This is a genomic window from Paenibacillus sp. BIC5C1 (assembly GCF_032399705.1).
GTDB classification, from domain to species: Bacteria; Bacillota; Bacilli; order Paenibacillales; family Paenibacillaceae; genus Paenibacillus; species Paenibacillus taichungensis_A.
The window spans coordinates 4,763,082-4,778,540 of sequence record NZ_CP135922.1 but is presented as its reverse complement, the minus strand read 5'-3'; the positions used below and the strand labels follow the sequence as shown (position 1 = coordinate 4,778,540).

Here is a 15,459-nt window from a genome sequence, read left to right as displayed (position 1 = left end):
GACACTTTTTTTGCATGAATTTTGTGCCATAATAGAGGTTATGGACAACAGGGTGAATGATTTTACGCAGGGTGGTGTTACCTACATGAAGAAGAGAATCCCCGGTTACATAGGTATATGTCTGCTTATTCTGGTTATATTAGCCGGGTGTAGCGAGACACAGCCTTCCGAACAACCAATCGTTAAAGAGACCGAATCGCAGAATACGATCACTGTGGCAGTGGATGGCAGCACTTTTTTGCCTGACGCAACGAAGTCCATTAAGAGAGATTTTAGTGAAGGTCTGACGCTCAAAAAAGCACTGTTGAACAGTGGACTTGTCGATTTTACAGCAGATGGAAAACGGATCCAATCCGTGGGGGAAGTTTCTCTGGATTCCTCACTTAGCTGGGCAGTCAAACTGAATGGCAAGGATATTGACCCCGAAAATTGGGACATGGAGCTTCATGTCAAAGATGAAGTAATCATATATGTAAAAGCCGCTGACAGTGGGGGAGACGATGTTGTTTACCAAACAACATTACTCAAGGTGAGCGGTGGAAATATTATGCCAAATCTCAATCGTCAATATGCCGGGGTGTATGTTCAGGAATGTACTGTGCGTGATGTATTGAAGTCCAGTGGGATTGTAAGAATGTCAGAGAACAACAAATTCGTTGTTTCCGTTGAAAATGTAATTCCCCGAATGAACCAACGCTGGATGATCATGGTGAATGATAAGGAACTGATGGAAAACGGTTTGGACATGAAATTGAATCCACGTGATGCAGTAAAGCTCGAGTTAACTACTGTATCTTAAGTATAACAAAAGCCCAATCTTCGTTATAGAAGATGGGCTTTTTTCATATCAAATGTTTAAAAGTCGGGGAAAGCGTCAGATTCGGCAAATCTCGTTAGGACACAATTCGCAGTGGCAGATGCCCTGCAGCATGTGCAGATCTTTGATAACAATCATGCCGTTATCGTATTCAATGGCGTCTTTTTTACGCAGATCGCTTAACATGCGGTTGACACTTTCACGGGTCGCTCCAATCATATTGGACAGATCCGTGTGTGTTATTTTTTTATGGATCATGACATGCTCTCCGTGGGGCTCGCCGTAGGAATTGGACAATCGAATTAGCGTGGAGCAAAGTGCGCCCGGTTTACCATATAACATCAGATCACGGAATTTGGTCTGGGTCAAACGGTGATGTATGCCCATCCATTTCATAAAGTCGATCGCAAAGTCACAATGTTGGCAGATCAGCATCTCCAGGTCTTTATGCTCCAGTACACCAATCTCACTATCCTCCAGCACTTCCGCCGAAAAGCTGTGTTTCGATCCGAAGAACGGATCAGCCTGCCCAATCATATCACCGGATTGATACATGTACATAATCAGTTCCTTGCCTTCATCCGTGGATTTGGTGATCTGGGCACGGCCCCGTTTCATATAATAAAGTTTGTCAGAGACATCTCCTTCCCAATACAGATGGGTTCCTTCCGGATAGGTTCTGTCCTTCATCGTTACGAGTAGATGGTTGAAATTCGCTTCCGAGAAACAGTTGGTATTTCCGCGTTTTTCCAGTACACTCAGTTGTTCTCTCATAAGTCTATCTCCCCTTTGTGTCCATCGGACGGCCTTCTGCAGCTTGGACTGGCCCCCGTGGTTCGCCGCAAACCGTTGCCGTCCTGATCAGGGTCATCTCTCGGCCGGGAAGGACGGTACAAATTGCGGTGGTTCAATTTTTAAGTTCAGTATATACCTTATCTTGCCGTTTGAGGGGCATGGAAAGGGGGCAAAAATGGCGAAATTTCAAACATTGTGATTAAATTCACTTTCGAAAGGAGAGTATGAATCTGACAGCTATATATTTTAAATAGGAAGTGTAAATGGCTAAGTGAGGAACACTAAAAAACTTAAATTAAATTTGTTATACTTTGTGAAAAAAATCACATAATTAACTCTTTCCCCATGATACGATGTGAATGTAAAGAAGAGAGACAAACCAATACGAACCTTTAGGAGGATGAGGGAGATGGCTGTAAAGAACGAAGTCGCCCCAGTAAAAGAACCGACAGCAGGTCAGTATATTCAAACGTTAATTGACAAAGCGAATAAAGCACATGCAGCATTCATGTCCATGGATCAGAAACAGATTGACCGCATCGTGCAAGCGATGGCGCTGGCAGGTCTGGACAAACATATGATGCTCGCCAAAATGGCTGTGGAAGAAACAGGTCGGGGTGTGTATGAGGATAAAATCACCAAAAATATATTTGCAACAGAATATGTATATCATAGCATCAAATATGACAAAACAGTAGGTGTTATTGAAGATAATGAGTACGAGAGCTTCCAGAAAATTGCGGAGCCTGTCGGCATTATCATGGGGATTACCCCGGTAACGAATCCAACATCCACCACGATGTTCAAAGCACTGATTTCCATCAAAACGCGTAACCCGATCATCTTCGGTTTCCACCCATCTGCACAGAACTGTAGCCGGGAAGCTGCCAAAATTTTGCGAGATGCTGCAGTGAAGCATGGAGCTCCAGCGGATTGTATCCAGTGGATTGATGATCCTTCCATGGATCGTACAAACGCACTGATGAATCATAATGATGTGGCGCTCATTCTGGCAACAGGCGGATCAGGTATGGTACGGGCCGCATATAGCTGTGGTAAACCGGCACTGGGCGTAGGGCCAGGGAACGTACCTTGCTTTATTGAGAAGAGCGCAGATATCAATCAAGCGGTAACGGATCTGATTTTGTCCAAATCGTTCGATAACGGCATGATCTGTGCTTCCGAGCAAGCAGTTATCATCGAAGAACCGATCTTCGATCAGGTGAAAAAGAAAATGATCGCCAACGGCTGTTACTTTGTTAACAAGGATGAAGCAGCGAAACTGACCGCAGGTGCGATTAACGCTGAGAAATGTGCGGTCAACCCGGCAATTGTTGGTCAATCTGCAGTAAGCATTGCGCAAATGTGCGGAATCGAGGTCCCTGCTAACACCAAAATTCTCGTAGCAGAGATTGAAGGGGTAGGTACGAAATTCCCGTTGTCGGCTGAGAAACTAAGCCCGGTACTGGCTTGTTACAAAGTGAAAACGGCAGCTGAAGGGATTGAGCGTGCAGCAGAAGTGGTTGCTTTTGGCGGCATGGGTCACTCCTCCGTTATTCATTCGACGAATGAAGAAGTTATTGGCAAGTTCGCAGATCGCCTGCAAACCGGACGGATTATCGTGAATTCGCCATCCACACACGGTGCTATCGGTGACATCTACAACACCAACATGCCGTCTCTGACACTTGGCTGCGGATCGTATGGACGGAACTCGACTTCTTCCAACGTAACCGCTGTGAACTTAATCAACGTGAAAAGGGTGGCTCGCCGTACCGTGAATATGCAGTGGTTCAAAGTGCCGAACAAAGTCTACTTCGAAAAAGGTGCAACACAGTATCTTGCCAAAATGCCGGACATCACACGCGTAGCCATTATTACGGATGCGATGATGGTCAAACTCGGTTATGTGGAAAAAGTAGAGCACTATCTGCGTCAACGTCAAATGCCGGTAGCCATTGAAGTGTTCTCTGATGTCGAACCTGATCCATCCACAACAACGGTAGACCGCGGTACGGAAATGATGCGCCGCTTCCAGCCAGACTGTATTATCGCACTCGGTGGGGGTTCACCGATGGATGCTGCCAAAGCGATGTGGCTGTTCTATGAATATCCTGACACGGATTTCAATGACTTGAAACAAAAATTCATGGATATCCGCAAACGGATCTACAAATATCCACGTCTCGGCGTGAAAGCGAAATTCGTAGCGATCCCGACAACTTCGGGCACAGGTTCGGAAGTAACATCGTTCGCAGTTATTACAGATAAAAATCAAGGTAATACAAAATATCCACTGGCAGACTACGAGTTGACACCAGACGTGGCGATCGTCGACCCTGAGTTTGTATACACGCTGCCTAAAACAGCTGTCGCAGACACAGGTATGGACGTACTGACGCATGCGATCGAAGCGTATGTATCCGTTATGGCGAATGATTACACGGATGGACTGGCGATCAAAGCAATCCAGCTGGTATTCCAATATCTTGAGCAATCGGCACTGCAAGGTGACAAACTGGCTCGTGAGAAAATGCATAATGCTTCGACGATTGCCGGTATGGCTTTTGCCAACGCGTTCTTGGGCATTAACCACAGCTTGGCACACAAATGGGGCGGTCAGTACCACACCGCACACGGACGTACCAATGCGATCCTGATGCCGCACGTCATTCGCTACAATGCGAAAAAACCGACCAAGTTTGCATCTTTCCCGAAATATTCGCACTTTGTGGCAGATGAGCGTTATGCCGAAATTGCCCGCATTCTGGGATTGCCTGCACGTACGACAGAAGAAGGGGTTACCAGCCTCATCAATGCCATTCGCAAACTGAACAAAACATTGGGTATAGAAGAGTCGTTCCAGGAAATTGGATTCGATGCCAAAGACTTTGAGGCACATGTCGATTATCTGGCAGACCGTGCATTCGAGGACCAATGTACAACAGCCAATCCAAAACTGCCGCTGGTGACTGAACTGGCTGATGTATACCGCAACGCTTTCTACGGCAAGTTTGAATAACAACTAAAGCAGCAGCATGATTCAGGCAGCTATAGTCAGGGTTCCCCGTAAGGGGAGCCCCGATTGCCGTCTTTCCTGTAAAAAAAGGTATAACGGAATCCTTGCAGTTGCCTTTTTTAAAAGAGGTTACACGTAATCCGTGATGTTACTTTTTGAACCAGGTATTCACACGATAACGGAGGGGGCAGAAAAAACTGAAGAAGCGAAGCGCTCGCCTTTATCCCAGAATTTTACCCTTTGAAAAATATAATTGAAAAAATCCGGGGGTAACAGCGATCGGAAGTTGTTCTGCCCGCGTAGTGACTAAGTGTGAATTTTACAGGGTTCAATTTGAACACAGCATAGGTGAAGTGAGGATGGTCACAAACTTTGTGATAAAAATCACAGATGATGAAAGAACGAAGACGTATACTGAAAATGTAAGAAAAACATTCATCCGCGGTTCCGGTTCCCAAGTAGAGAGAACATGTTCCGGCTTACATGTGAAATTTATCACATTAATCGCGGCTCTGGGCACAGATGAGACGAGTGATGCATCCTGTCATGTGTCCGGAAATCCAAATTTGTGGAGGGATTACTATGTCGGTGATCGAAAAAGATGTCAAACAACAAACAGGCTGGAGAAACTTTACCAAAGGAACATGGACGAAATCCGTAGATGTGAATGATTTTCTGGCACGTAACTTATCACCTTACTATGGCGACGAAGCATTTCTTGCAGGTGCAACTCAGAATACGAAAGAGTTATGGGATATCGTCTCCGATCTGACCAAAAAAGAACGCGATAACGGCGGGGTACTTGATGTTGACGTAAACACGCCAGCAACGATTGTTTCTCACCAACCCGGCTATCTGGATAAATCCAAAGAACAGATTGTTGGTGTTCAAACGGATGCTCCGTTCAAACGTTCCATTCAGCCATTCGGTGGAATTCGCATGATGATTGATGCTTGTGAAGCTTATGGTTTTGAAATGCCTCAAGGCGTCATTGATATATTTACGAACATCCGTAAAACACATAACCAGGGTGTATTTGATGCTTACACATCTGAAATGCGTGCAGCACGTAAAGCAGGGATTATTACCGGTCTGCCGGATGCTTACGGCCGTGGCCGGATCATCGGTGACTATCGCCGGGTTGCTCTGTATGGTGTGGACTTCCTGATTCGAAATAAAAAAGGAGAACTAAATGCACTTGAAGTCGATGTGATTGATGAAGATGTCATTCGCCTCCGTGAAGAACTGTCCGAGCAGATTCGTGCATTGCAAGAATTGAAACAACTGGGTGAAATGCACGGTTTCGATATTTCCTTGCCAGCTACAACTGCAAAAGAAGCGTTCCAATGGCTCTACTTCGGTTATCTGGCAGCAATCAAAGAGCAAAATGGTGCGGCGATGTCACTTGGACGTGTATCTTCTTTCCTTGATATTTATATCGAACGTGATCTGCAAGAAGGCTTGTTAACTGAAGAACAGGCTCAAGAACTGGTTGACCATTTTGTTATGAAACTGCGGATTGTCAAATTCCTGCGTACGCCGGATTATAATGAATTGTTCAGTGGAGACCCAACATGGGTAACTGAATCCATCGGTGGCATGTCCGTAAATGGAGAAACCCGTGTTACGAAAAACAGCTTCCGTTTCCTGCACACCCTGAACAATCTTGGTCCAGCACCTGAGCCGAACCTTACTGTACTTTGGTCTACCAAGCTTCCGGAAGCTTTCAAACAATACTGTACAAAAGTATCCATCGAAACGAGCTCCATCCAGTATGAAAATGATGATCTTATGCGTCCGATCTACGGAGACGATTATGGTATTGCTTGCTGCGTATCTGCGATGAAGATCGGGAAACAAATGCAGTTCTTCGGCGCTCGTGCCAATCTGGCAAAAGCATTGCTGTATGCAATCAACGGCGGTCGTGATGAGAAATCGGGAGCGCAAGTTGGACCTGAATATCCGGCGATCACAAGCGAAGTGCTGGAGTACAATGAAGTGATGAAACGTTTTAAACCGATGATGGAATGGCTCGCTAAACTGTATATGAACTCACTCAACGTCATTCACTACATGCATGACAAATACAGCTATGAGCGTATTGAAATGGCCCTGCATGACCGTGACATTGTACGTACGATGGCTTGTGGTATTGCTGGTCTCTCGGTTGCAGCAGACTCTCTGAGTGCCATCAAGTATGCGAAAGTCAAACCGATCCGCAACGAACAAGGCATCGCAATTGATTTTGAAATTGAAGGTGACTTCCCTTGTTACGGTAACAATGAAGACAGTGTCGATAGCATCGCCGTTGAACTGGTGGAAAGCTTCATGGGAATGATTCGCAAACACAAAGCGTATCGTAATGCGATCCCAACTCAGTCTGTATTGACGATCACATCGAACGTAGTGTACGGCAAGAAAACAGGTACAACGCCGGATGGTCGTAAAGCAGGCGAACCGTTTGCACCAGGGGCGAACCCAATGCATGGTCGGGACAAAAAAGGTGCACTGGCATCCCTTGGCTCAGTAGCCAAATTGCCGTACGAACACAGCCTTGACGGGATCTCTAACACATTCTCTATCGTGCCTAAAGCACTCGGGAAAGAGTCAGACACACGTAAATCCAATCTGGTTGCAATGATGGACGGTTATTTTGGTCAAGGGGCACACCATCTGAACGTGAACGTATTTGATCGTCAGCAGTTGATTGACGCGATGGACCACCCGGAAAACTATCCGCAGCTGACAGTACGGGTATCCGGTTACGCGGTTAATTTCATCAAACTGACACGTGAGCAACAACTCGATGTCATTAACCGGACCTTCCACGGTTCGATGTAACTCGGACTTAACTCAACGGTTCAAAGGAGTAGAAACTCCATATTAAACGCACAGCGGATGCGATACAGAAAGGAAGAGGCAGCATGGTTAATGGACATATTCACTCACTCGAAACTTTCGGGACGGTAGACGGCCCAGGCATCCGCTTCGTGCTTTTTATGCAGGGATGTCTGCTCAAATGCCAGTATTGTCACAATCCGGATACATGGGCACTGGATGGTGGCAGAGAAATGAGCGTGGAGGAGGTATTGGCTGAAATCGAGCCATACCTGTCCTACTATCGCAGCTCCGGCGGAGGACTTACGGTATCCGGCGGGGAGCCAACATTACAGGCTCATTTTGTAGCCGAAGTTTTCAAAGAAGCGAAACGCCGCTGGGGACTGCATACTACGCTGGACAGCAACGGTTTCAATGAACCGGATCGGATTCATGATTTGTTGGATAACACGGACCTGGTTTTGTTGGATCTGAAGCACATCAATGATGAGAAACATATCAAGCTGACAGGCAAATCCAACGAGAGAACATTGCGCACCGCACAATGGTTATCGGACAATGGACGAAAAATGTGGATTCGCCACGTGTATGTGCCAGGGATCCACAATGAGGAAGAAGACTTGCTCAATCTGGGGCGGTTTATTGGAACGCTAAATGGAGTCAAGAAGTTCGAAATCCTGCCTTATCATCAGATGGGAATCTACAAATGGCAGGCGCTGGGGAAAGCCTATCCGCTTGATGGTGTTCCTTCTCCGAGTGATGAGGAAGTGGAACGAGCGTATCGTTTGATTGAACAAGGTCGTGCGGAGACGGCGGGCATGACTTGCTCCAAATAAGTAGCAACAGTTATAAATAAATTGAACTATCTATTTACACGAGAACGTAGAGGACAGAAATAAGCTGGAGAAGCGGAGCGTTCGCCTTTATTCCCAGATTTTCACCTTTGTAAAAGTGAATCAAAAAAATCGGGGGATAACAGCGATCGGAAGGTTGTTCTGTCATCGGAGTGGCAAGTGTAAATATTCTTTAGTTCAACTTATTTCCAACCAAGCAGTCTTTGCGAACATGTTTCGCAGGGGCTGTTTTTTTGTGCTGTTATCTATTGTAAATACAAGATTATTTGTCCAGTGAAGGATTTTATCCCTCCATTGATGAATTGTCATCCTTACGATGTAAGCTACAACTTTTTATAATCAGAGTGTAAAGCCAAATGCTCAATATCTTGAGGGGGGTCATACGAATGAAAAAAGGAATGACATTACTGCTTTCATTATTGCTAATCACATCATGGACATTGGCAGGTTGTTCGAGCTCAACTAACGAACCACAACAGGGAGCAGGCAATACGCCTGCGGAGCCAAGCAAGGAACCGGTTGAGATGCTTCTCCGTCACACTCAGGTGGGTGCCGACAAACAAAAAAGGCTGGCCATTCTGCAGGACGTTGTGGCCAAAGTGGAGAGTGAAGTACCTAACCTGACCTTTACACTGGACGGAGTTGAATCCGATGTAAACCGTAAGGAGAAGCTTCGTGGTGAGATGGCAGCAGGCAATCCGCCGGATATCTTCGAATTGTTCGGCAGTCCGGACTCCAAAGTATATGCCAAAGAGGGCATGTTGTTGGATCTCACGCCAATCTTGCAAGAGCTGGGCATTCAGGACCAATTTTCATCGCTTGAACCATTCACCTATGAAGGTAAAGTCTACGGACTGCCTATTGGCGGATCGGGAGAAGGTTTCTTCTACAATAAAGAGTACTTTACGCAAAAAGGTTGGAAAGCGCCTTCAACAATGGCTGAGCTGGATAATATGCTCGCTGAGATCAAGGCTGATGGCAAAGTGCCACTTGCTTCTGCTTCCAAAGCAGGCTGGGTTCCACTCATGTTAACGAACCATCTGTGGTCCCGTTACGCTGGACCTGATATTACGGCGAAGTTTGCTACAGGCGAAGCCAAGTGGACTGATCCAGGCGTTGTCGCAGGATTCGCGAAGCATAAGGAATGGGTGGATAAAGGTTACTTCAAAAAAGGTGAGCTTGGCTTTGAATATGCAGAATATACAACTCAATTTACGAGTGGTGAAGCGATTCTGATGTACGACGGAACATGGAAATCGTCTGTATTCAAGGAAGGACAGAGCGGTGAGTCACTCATTGGCAAGGTTGGTTTCTTCAATATGCCTCCAGTAGAGAACGGTGCAGGAGATCAAACAGCCCTGATGCGTGACGTCAATAACGGATACGGCTTCTCCGCAGCGGTTGCGGATGATCCTCAGAAGCTTGCGGCTGTTAAAGCCTTTATCAAAAACTTCTACAACGAAGATATGCAAGTTCGTGGACTCGTAGAAGACGGTGTGTTACCAGCGATGAAATTGGATGAAAAAGTGCTGACAGACAGCATCACTGACGATTTGATGAAAGAAATTGTAGCTGTTCTGAATGCATCGCAGACTTCATTCCCGGCTTTCGATGCACTCGTTCAAGCCGATGTAACGACAGAGATCAGTAACTTGCAAATTCAGAAGCTGGTTGGTGGACAAACGACACCAGAGAAAATGGCTGAAGAATTGCAGAAGGTTCAGGAAGAGGCTAATGCTTCAGTAGAATAAACGATCTTTAAGCGAAGAAGAGTACCTGCTAACACCATGCTGGTTTACCCCGGTTGGAACACTGCCGGGGTAAAACCCTTGGTCCTATCTAGAGAATTACACTGCTGAGGAATCTGCTCTATATATGAGCATAAGAAGTTGAAGTCACTGAAGGAGGTAGATCATGAATACTTCACTCCGCAGCCCGCTGATCTATGCGTTGTTTGTGTTGCCGGCACTGATCCTGTTTATCATGTTTTTCCTGTATCCTATCGGCAGTTCGCTCTATTACAGTCTGACCAGTTGGAACGGTGTATCCGCAGAGCCTCGTTTTGTGGGACTGTCCAACTATGCAAAAGCTTTGACAGATGAACGTTTTTGGATTTCTACGCGCAATAACGGTTTCTTTATCGCATTTTCGGTTTTGATCCAGGTGCCTCTCATTGTGTTGTTTTCCCTGCTCATTGCAAACGTGAAGAGATTGAAGGGATTATACAAAACAGCCGTCTTTTTGCCTTCCATTATGTCAACGGCAGTTATCGGTATTCTATGGGGGTTCATCTACGAGCCTAACATCGGCCTGTTGAATCAATTACTTGAAACGGTAGGAATCTCGCCGGTCTATTGGTTGTCCGATAACCGATTCGCAATGATATCCATTCTCGTAACCAATGCGTGGCAGTGGACGGGATTCTATATTGTCATGGTTTTGGCGGCCATTCTGGCTATTCCCAAGGACCTGGATGAAGCGGCAGCCATTGATGGAGCAACAGCCGTACAAAGAGCTTTCAAAATTACATTGCCACTTATCAGACCTATCATTTCTGTCGTCATTATGTTATCCATTGCCGGGGCGATGAAGGCAGCCGATATTGTTCTGGTTATGACCAAAGGTGGACCCGCAGGCTCTACCGAAGTGCTTGCCACGTATATGATCAAATATGCGATTACCAATTTTAAATACGGTTATGGCAATACGATTGCGGTTCTGATCTTTGCTCTGACGCTTGTGCTCACCGCGGTATATCAGTTGCTGGTGGCGAGACGCAACGAAAGGGTGGAATATTGATGGTAAAGAACATAAAAGGCAGTATACCTCATGTTTTGTTGATGTTGTATCTACTTGCGATTCTGTTTCCCTTCTTATTCGTAATTTTTTCTTCATTTAAGCAGGATAACAACGAAATTGCACTGAATCCGTTCGGTCTGCCTTCCACTTGGGTGTTTAATAACTACGTGGAGGCTTGGGTAAATGCCAAGATTGGAACGTATTTTTGGAACAGTATGTATATTTCGGTCTTGTCCTCAGTCGGAACCATTGTGCTTGGTGCCATGTTTGCCTTTGCTATAACACGGATGAGACACCGCAAATGGAGCATGTTACTGTACAGTCTCATTCTGGCGGGTATGCTGATTCCAAACAATGCGCTCATGCTGCCGATTTATTTGCTTGTCCGCAAGCTCGGCATTTTGGATACTCATTTGGCGCTAATCATTCCTTATGTTGCGAATGCAATTCCGTTCACGATTATTATTTTGGCTGCTTTTATGCGGTCGCTTCCTGGGGAAATTGAGGAAGCGGCGGTTATGGATGGGTTGAGGGCTCCGGGTATCTTTGCTAGAATAGTGATACCCCTTACAGTTCCAGCCATTGTTACGGTGTTTATCGTGAATTTCCTCGGCAACTGGAACGAATTTTTACTCGCCAACTATTTCTTATCCACCGATAAACTGCGTACACTGCCTGTCGGCATGGTCCAGTTTCGTGATCAGTATCAAATGAATTATGCCCAGATGTCAGCAGGCATTGTATACAGTGTTGTACCGGTTGTAGTAATCTACGCCATATTGCAGGAGAAAATCATTGAAGGCGTAACGGCAGGTAGTGTTAAAGGTTAATTAACGATGCGTTATATAGGGAGAACGGGAAATGAACTTGCGGATGAAGCTGGCCATGGCATTTCTGTTGCTCATCATTGTACCGATGTGCACGCTTGGAATCGGCATGTTCTTGGTCACATCACATACGATTGAGAAAAAATACAATCAGCAGTCTGAATATGCACTCCAGGCGATTAGCTATAATATCGAGAATGTTTTTCAGCAGATCAACAATGTCACGGACAACGGCATTGCCACATCGGTATTCCAGATGGCTTTGAACGCCAAAGATCCGAGCAAACAGGATCTTGGAATCGGTAATCAATTGTCGCTGAATGCCAGCCAGCGTAATTTCCGTTCCCTTTTATACAACTACCCGTTCATCAGTTATGCCTTTTTGTATGATTTGCGTCCGCGTTCGTCTCAGGATAACCAGATTGTTTCTATATTTACGAAAGAAAATTTTCAAGCGCTTCCTTTTCAACAATTTAAGGTTCATCCAATATTCAAAGAAATCCAGGAACTCAACGGCGTGCCCAAATGGCTGGCCCCTCTGGAATATCCTGAACTGACGGGCGTAGAGCCTGTCTTTACTCAGATTCGGTTGGTCAAGGAACTCAGTTATTTTCAGAATATTGGGGTTCTTGTTGTTCAGATTAAAAAAGGGGAGATGGACCGCATCTTCCGCCATTTGCAAATAAGTGATCCTGCACAAGATACTTCGTTCCTGCTGATCAATGAAGAAGGTCTGATTGTATACGATCCTTCTGGACGTTATAGCGGAGAAAGGATGGAGAATCTGGGTGTGCGTTCTGGAATTTACGGACCAGGGTTCAGCAGCACCAGAGCAGTGTTCGATGGCAGTGAAAGCATCATTTCACAATATCATCTGAAAAACTATAACTGGAGTCTGGTCAGTGTCACTTCATGGGAAGCATTATCGGCAGAGACGAATGTGTTCGCAGGTTGGTCGATTATTATCATTCTGCTGTGCCTGCTTGCTGCGATGGTTTTCAATGTGTTTTTCATGAACCGGATTACAGGCAATATTGCGGTACTCGTGCGATTCATGAGACGTGTAGATGATGGAGACTTTAATGCCCGGGTCGAAGGAAGTGGCTTTGACGAGATGCAGCTGCTTGCCCAAGGGTTCAATGAATTGCTGGATCGCATCGGAGGTCTGTTCCGACGTGTGCGTGCAGAGCAGGAACAGAAGGCAAAGGCAGAACTACGCGTGCTTCAAGCCCAGATTAAACCTCATTTTCTATTCAATACGCTGGAATCCATTAACGGACTAGCCATGAGGGGAGAAGGGCGTAAAGTAAGTGAAATGGTAACACGTCTTGGCAATATGCTGCGGATCAGTATTCAGGATCAGGAGGAGATCTCGCTTAGTGAGGAGTTACGGCACCTGCAGAGTTATCTTGAGATCCAGCATTACAGGTTTAGTGATTTGTTCCGGTACGAGATTGACATTCCATCTCATCTGTACACCTCATCTATACTCAAGCTTACCCTTCAACCTCTTGTGGAAAATAGTATTCAGCATGGGTTCGAGGGAATTGAATATCAGGGTATACTTCGGATCAGTGCATTTGTGGAAAGGAATAACTTGGTGCTGCGAGTTGAGGACAATGGTATCGGTATTCCCCAGGAAATGTTGGCTCGATTCGAATACATGGCAGAAGACCCGCCTGAATACATCATGGCTGAGGGAACGAAGCCGCTGTCTTCAATGGCAGAGCGTCGAGGGCTGGGTTTAAGAAGTGTTGCAGATCGGATAAGGATTCAATATGGGGCCGGATATGGGGTGTTTATATGTTCCTCTCCGGGACATGGCACCGTCATTCAATGTATTATTCCACAATATGAGCAGGGGGAAGATGAATGAATCTAACCGCGTTGCTGGTTGACGATGAGCTGCCGATTTTGGAGAATTTGAGTTTTATTTTGCCATGGGAAGACATGGGCATTGAAATTGTGGGTACGGCCAGAAGCGGGTCAGAAGCACTGGATAAAGTTGCAGAATGTCACCCTGACATCATGTTATGTGATATTCGCATGCCCTCTATGGATGGTCTGGAGCTGATTCAAATATTGCGGGAACAAGGAGAAACTTGTGAGATTATTTTGCTGACAGGATATCAGCAGTTCGAGTATGCTCGTACAGCCATTCGTTACAATGTCCATGAATACATATGCAAGCCAATCGATTACCTGGATCTGGAACAGAAATTGCGTGAGCTTGCCAGTCAGATTCAGAAGAAACGGTTGGAAATGGAGGCTGAACGCCACCGTAAATCGGAGATGGAAGTATGGGTAAAGCATAAACATATCATTGACCTGATGCGAAAAGAGGAGGATTCGTTATTTTCTTCCCCTCCTTCTTCCCCGGAAACACAGGCATCTTCGTTACGGTATATTCTGCTGCTTATCGATGTGTCGGGTTACTTCAAACATTCGATCGGCTGGTCTGGGGCACAGCACCAAAGCTGGCATGGAATGATCCGTTCCAAACTTAGGGAGATTACAGACCGGATTTGTGAAGGAACTCTGCTGATTTCGGCCCGTAAGGGAGAATGGTGCATGTTGGTGGAGGCGTCAGATGAATGGAAACTGCGAGCAGATGTACTGGCTCAACAGGTTCAATTGGAACTAGATACGACATTTGAGATGGGTTCAGGCATGAAGACAAGAGTCATTCAGGATGTTATGCCTGTGAAACTGGATGATCAGATGGCTGAGCGATACCGGCATTGTCAGCGATTGCTGATCATGAATGATTCTAATCAGCGCAGCGATGCGCTGGAACAACAATCTGCTGAGCACTCTATCATGTCATCCAAAGAACCTTCCAGCAGGACAACAATGTGGGTTACAAAAGAGGATTTGGACTTGATCACCCGCTGGATCAGACAGGGAAATAAACAAGGATTGATAGACCTGCTCGTGCGGCTCAAACATCGGATGAGCGAGCATAAGAGTAAGCTGGATGGCGTAGCCGAAAATAGTCTGCGTTTTCTGCTGGTACATATGCTTCGTGAATTGCGCGAAGTACATGTCATGGCTGAACAGGACGAAATGCACTTCTGGAGTGCATTGCATTCAGCAACCTCCATCAAGGAATTAATCGAACTGGCGGAGGCACTTGCTTATGCTTGTCATGATAAGAAAAGTGTACCTCGCCCCTCTGTGTCGGAGCTGATCAGTTCTGCGTGCGAGTATATGAACGCCAGACTGGAATGTGATCTGGGCATTGATGAGGTAGCTGATTGGCTGGGCATCAGTCCGGGCTATTTTTGCCAGCTGTTCAAAAATCAGATGGGTGTAACCTTTGTTGAATATATGACCCATAAGCGGATGGAGAGTGCAGCCTTATTATTGAGTACGACGGAATGGAGTATTACAGCCATTGGAGAAGCGACGGGGTATAAGGAGCGGCGATATTTCTCCAAAGTGTTCCATAAACATTTTCACATGAAACCATCAGAATTCAGGTCAAACCAAAGAGCAGGTTCATAATGG

10 protein-coding genes are annotated in these 15,459 nt (G+C 45.8%); 9 read left to right on the top strand and 1 reads right to left on the bottom strand.

The genetic code is table 11. The annotated features are described in order from the left end of the window. The first annotated feature begins 85 nt into the window (after positions 1–85). Positions 86–799, top strand: a complete 714-nt coding sequence (locus RS891_RS21285) for a hypothetical protein (protein WP_063565665.1) — start codon at positions 86–88, stop codon at positions 797–799. A 75-nt stretch (positions 800–874) separates the two neighbouring features. Here the strand turns inward: RS891_RS21285 and RS891_RS21280 are convergent, their stop codons facing one another. Continuing rightward, positions 875–1,591: a Crp/Fnr family transcriptional regulator gene (locus RS891_RS21280; RefSeq protein ID WP_076291848.1), complete on the bottom strand. Its 717-nt coding sequence runs from the start codon at positions 1,589–1,591 to the stop codon at positions 875–877. Between the two features lie 430 nt (positions 1,592–2,021). Here RS891_RS21280 and adhE point away from each other — a divergent pair, with 430 nt between their 5' ends. The 8 genes from adhE to RS891_RS21240 all read left to right on the top strand — a co-directional run bounded on the left by adhE (position 2,022) and on the right by RS891_RS21240 (position 15,456). Beyond that, positions 2,022–4,634 (top strand): bifunctional acetaldehyde-CoA/alcohol dehydrogenase, encoded by a 2,613-nt coding sequence (adhE, locus tag RS891_RS21275; protein ID WP_076291849.1) that lies wholly within the window; start codon positions 2,022–2,024, stop codon positions 4,632–4,634. Between the two features lie 579 nt (positions 4,635–5,213). Then, positions 5,214–7,472, top strand: a complete 2,259-nt coding sequence (pflB, locus tag RS891_RS21270; RefSeq protein ID WP_315793104.1) for a formate C-acetyltransferase — start codon at positions 5,214–5,216, stop codon at positions 7,470–7,472. Positions 7,473–7,555: 83 nt separating this feature from the next. Then, the gene (pflA, locus tag RS891_RS21265; protein WP_315793103.1) at positions 7,556–8,305 is read left to right on the top strand and encodes a pyruvate formate-lyase-activating protein; all 750 of its coding nucleotides are present in this window, start codon (positions 7,556–7,558) and stop codon (positions 8,303–8,305) included. Positions 8,306–8,709: 404 nt separating this feature from the next. After that, positions 8,710–10,074: an extracellular solute-binding protein gene (locus RS891_RS21260; RefSeq protein WP_113053987.1), complete on the top strand. Its 1,365-nt coding sequence runs from the start codon at positions 8,710–8,712 to the stop codon at positions 10,072–10,074. A 163-nt stretch (positions 10,075–10,237) separates the two neighbouring features. Continuing rightward, positions 10,238–11,122 (top strand): carbohydrate ABC transporter permease, encoded by an 885-nt coding sequence (locus tag RS891_RS21255; protein ID WP_315793102.1) that lies wholly within the window; start codon positions 10,238–10,240, stop codon positions 11,120–11,122. Beyond that, the gene (locus tag RS891_RS21250) at positions 11,122–11,952 is read left to right on the top strand and encodes a carbohydrate ABC transporter permease (RefSeq protein ID WP_063565672.1); all 831 of its coding nucleotides are present in this window, start codon (positions 11,122–11,124) and stop codon (positions 11,950–11,952) included. Before RS891_RS21255 ends, RS891_RS21250 begins: the two co-directional genes overlap by 1 nt. Before the next feature lie 31 nt (positions 11,953–11,983). Continuing rightward, positions 11,984–13,825, top strand: a complete 1,842-nt coding sequence (locus RS891_RS21245) for a cache domain-containing sensor histidine kinase (protein WP_113053988.1) — start codon at positions 11,984–11,986, stop codon at positions 13,823–13,825. After that, entirely contained in the window at positions 13,822–15,456 is a 1,635-nt protein-coding gene (locus RS891_RS21240; protein ID WP_113053989.1) for a response regulator, read from the top strand. The genes RS891_RS21245 and RS891_RS21240 overlap by 4 nt, the downstream gene beginning before the upstream one ends. Positions 15,457–15,459: the final 3 nt, after the last annotated feature.

Excerpts from the sequence above, each read along its gene's own strand:
- RS891_RS21280 (WP_076291848.1), bottom strand. The coding sequence starts at position 1,591 with ATGAGAGAACAACTGAGTGTACTGGAAAAACGCGGAAATACCAACTGT.
- pflB (WP_315793104.1), top strand. The coding sequence starts at position 5,214 with ATGTCGGTGATCGAAAAAGATGTCAAACAACAAACAGGCTGGAGAAAC.
- adhE (WP_076291849.1), top strand. The coding sequence starts at position 2,022 with ATGGCTGTAAAGAACGAAGTCGCCCCAGTAAAAGAACCGACAGCAGGT.
- RS891_RS21245 (WP_113053988.1), top strand. The coding sequence starts at position 11,984 with ATGAACTTGCGGATGAAGCTGGCCATGGCATTTCTGTTGCTCATCATT.
- RS891_RS21240 (WP_113053989.1), top strand. The coding sequence starts at position 13,822 with ATGAATCTAACCGCGTTGCTGGTTGACGATGAGCTGCCGATTTTGGAG.
- RS891_RS21285 (WP_063565665.1), top strand. The coding sequence starts at position 86 with ATGAAGAAGAGAATCCCCGGTTACATAGGTATATGTCTGCTTATTCTG.
- RS891_RS21250 (WP_063565672.1), top strand. The coding sequence starts at position 11,122 with ATGGTAAAGAACATAAAAGGCAGTATACCTCATGTTTTGTTGATGTTG.
- RS891_RS21255 (WP_315793102.1), top strand. The coding sequence starts at position 10,238 with ATGAATACTTCACTCCGCAGCCCGCTGATCTATGCGTTGTTTGTGTTG.
- RS891_RS21260 (WP_113053987.1), top strand. The coding sequence starts at position 8,710 with ATGAAAAAAGGAATGACATTACTGCTTTCATTATTGCTAATCACATCA.
- pflA (WP_315793103.1), top strand. The coding sequence starts at position 7,556 with ATGGTTAATGGACATATTCACTCACTCGAAACTTTCGGGACGGTAGAC.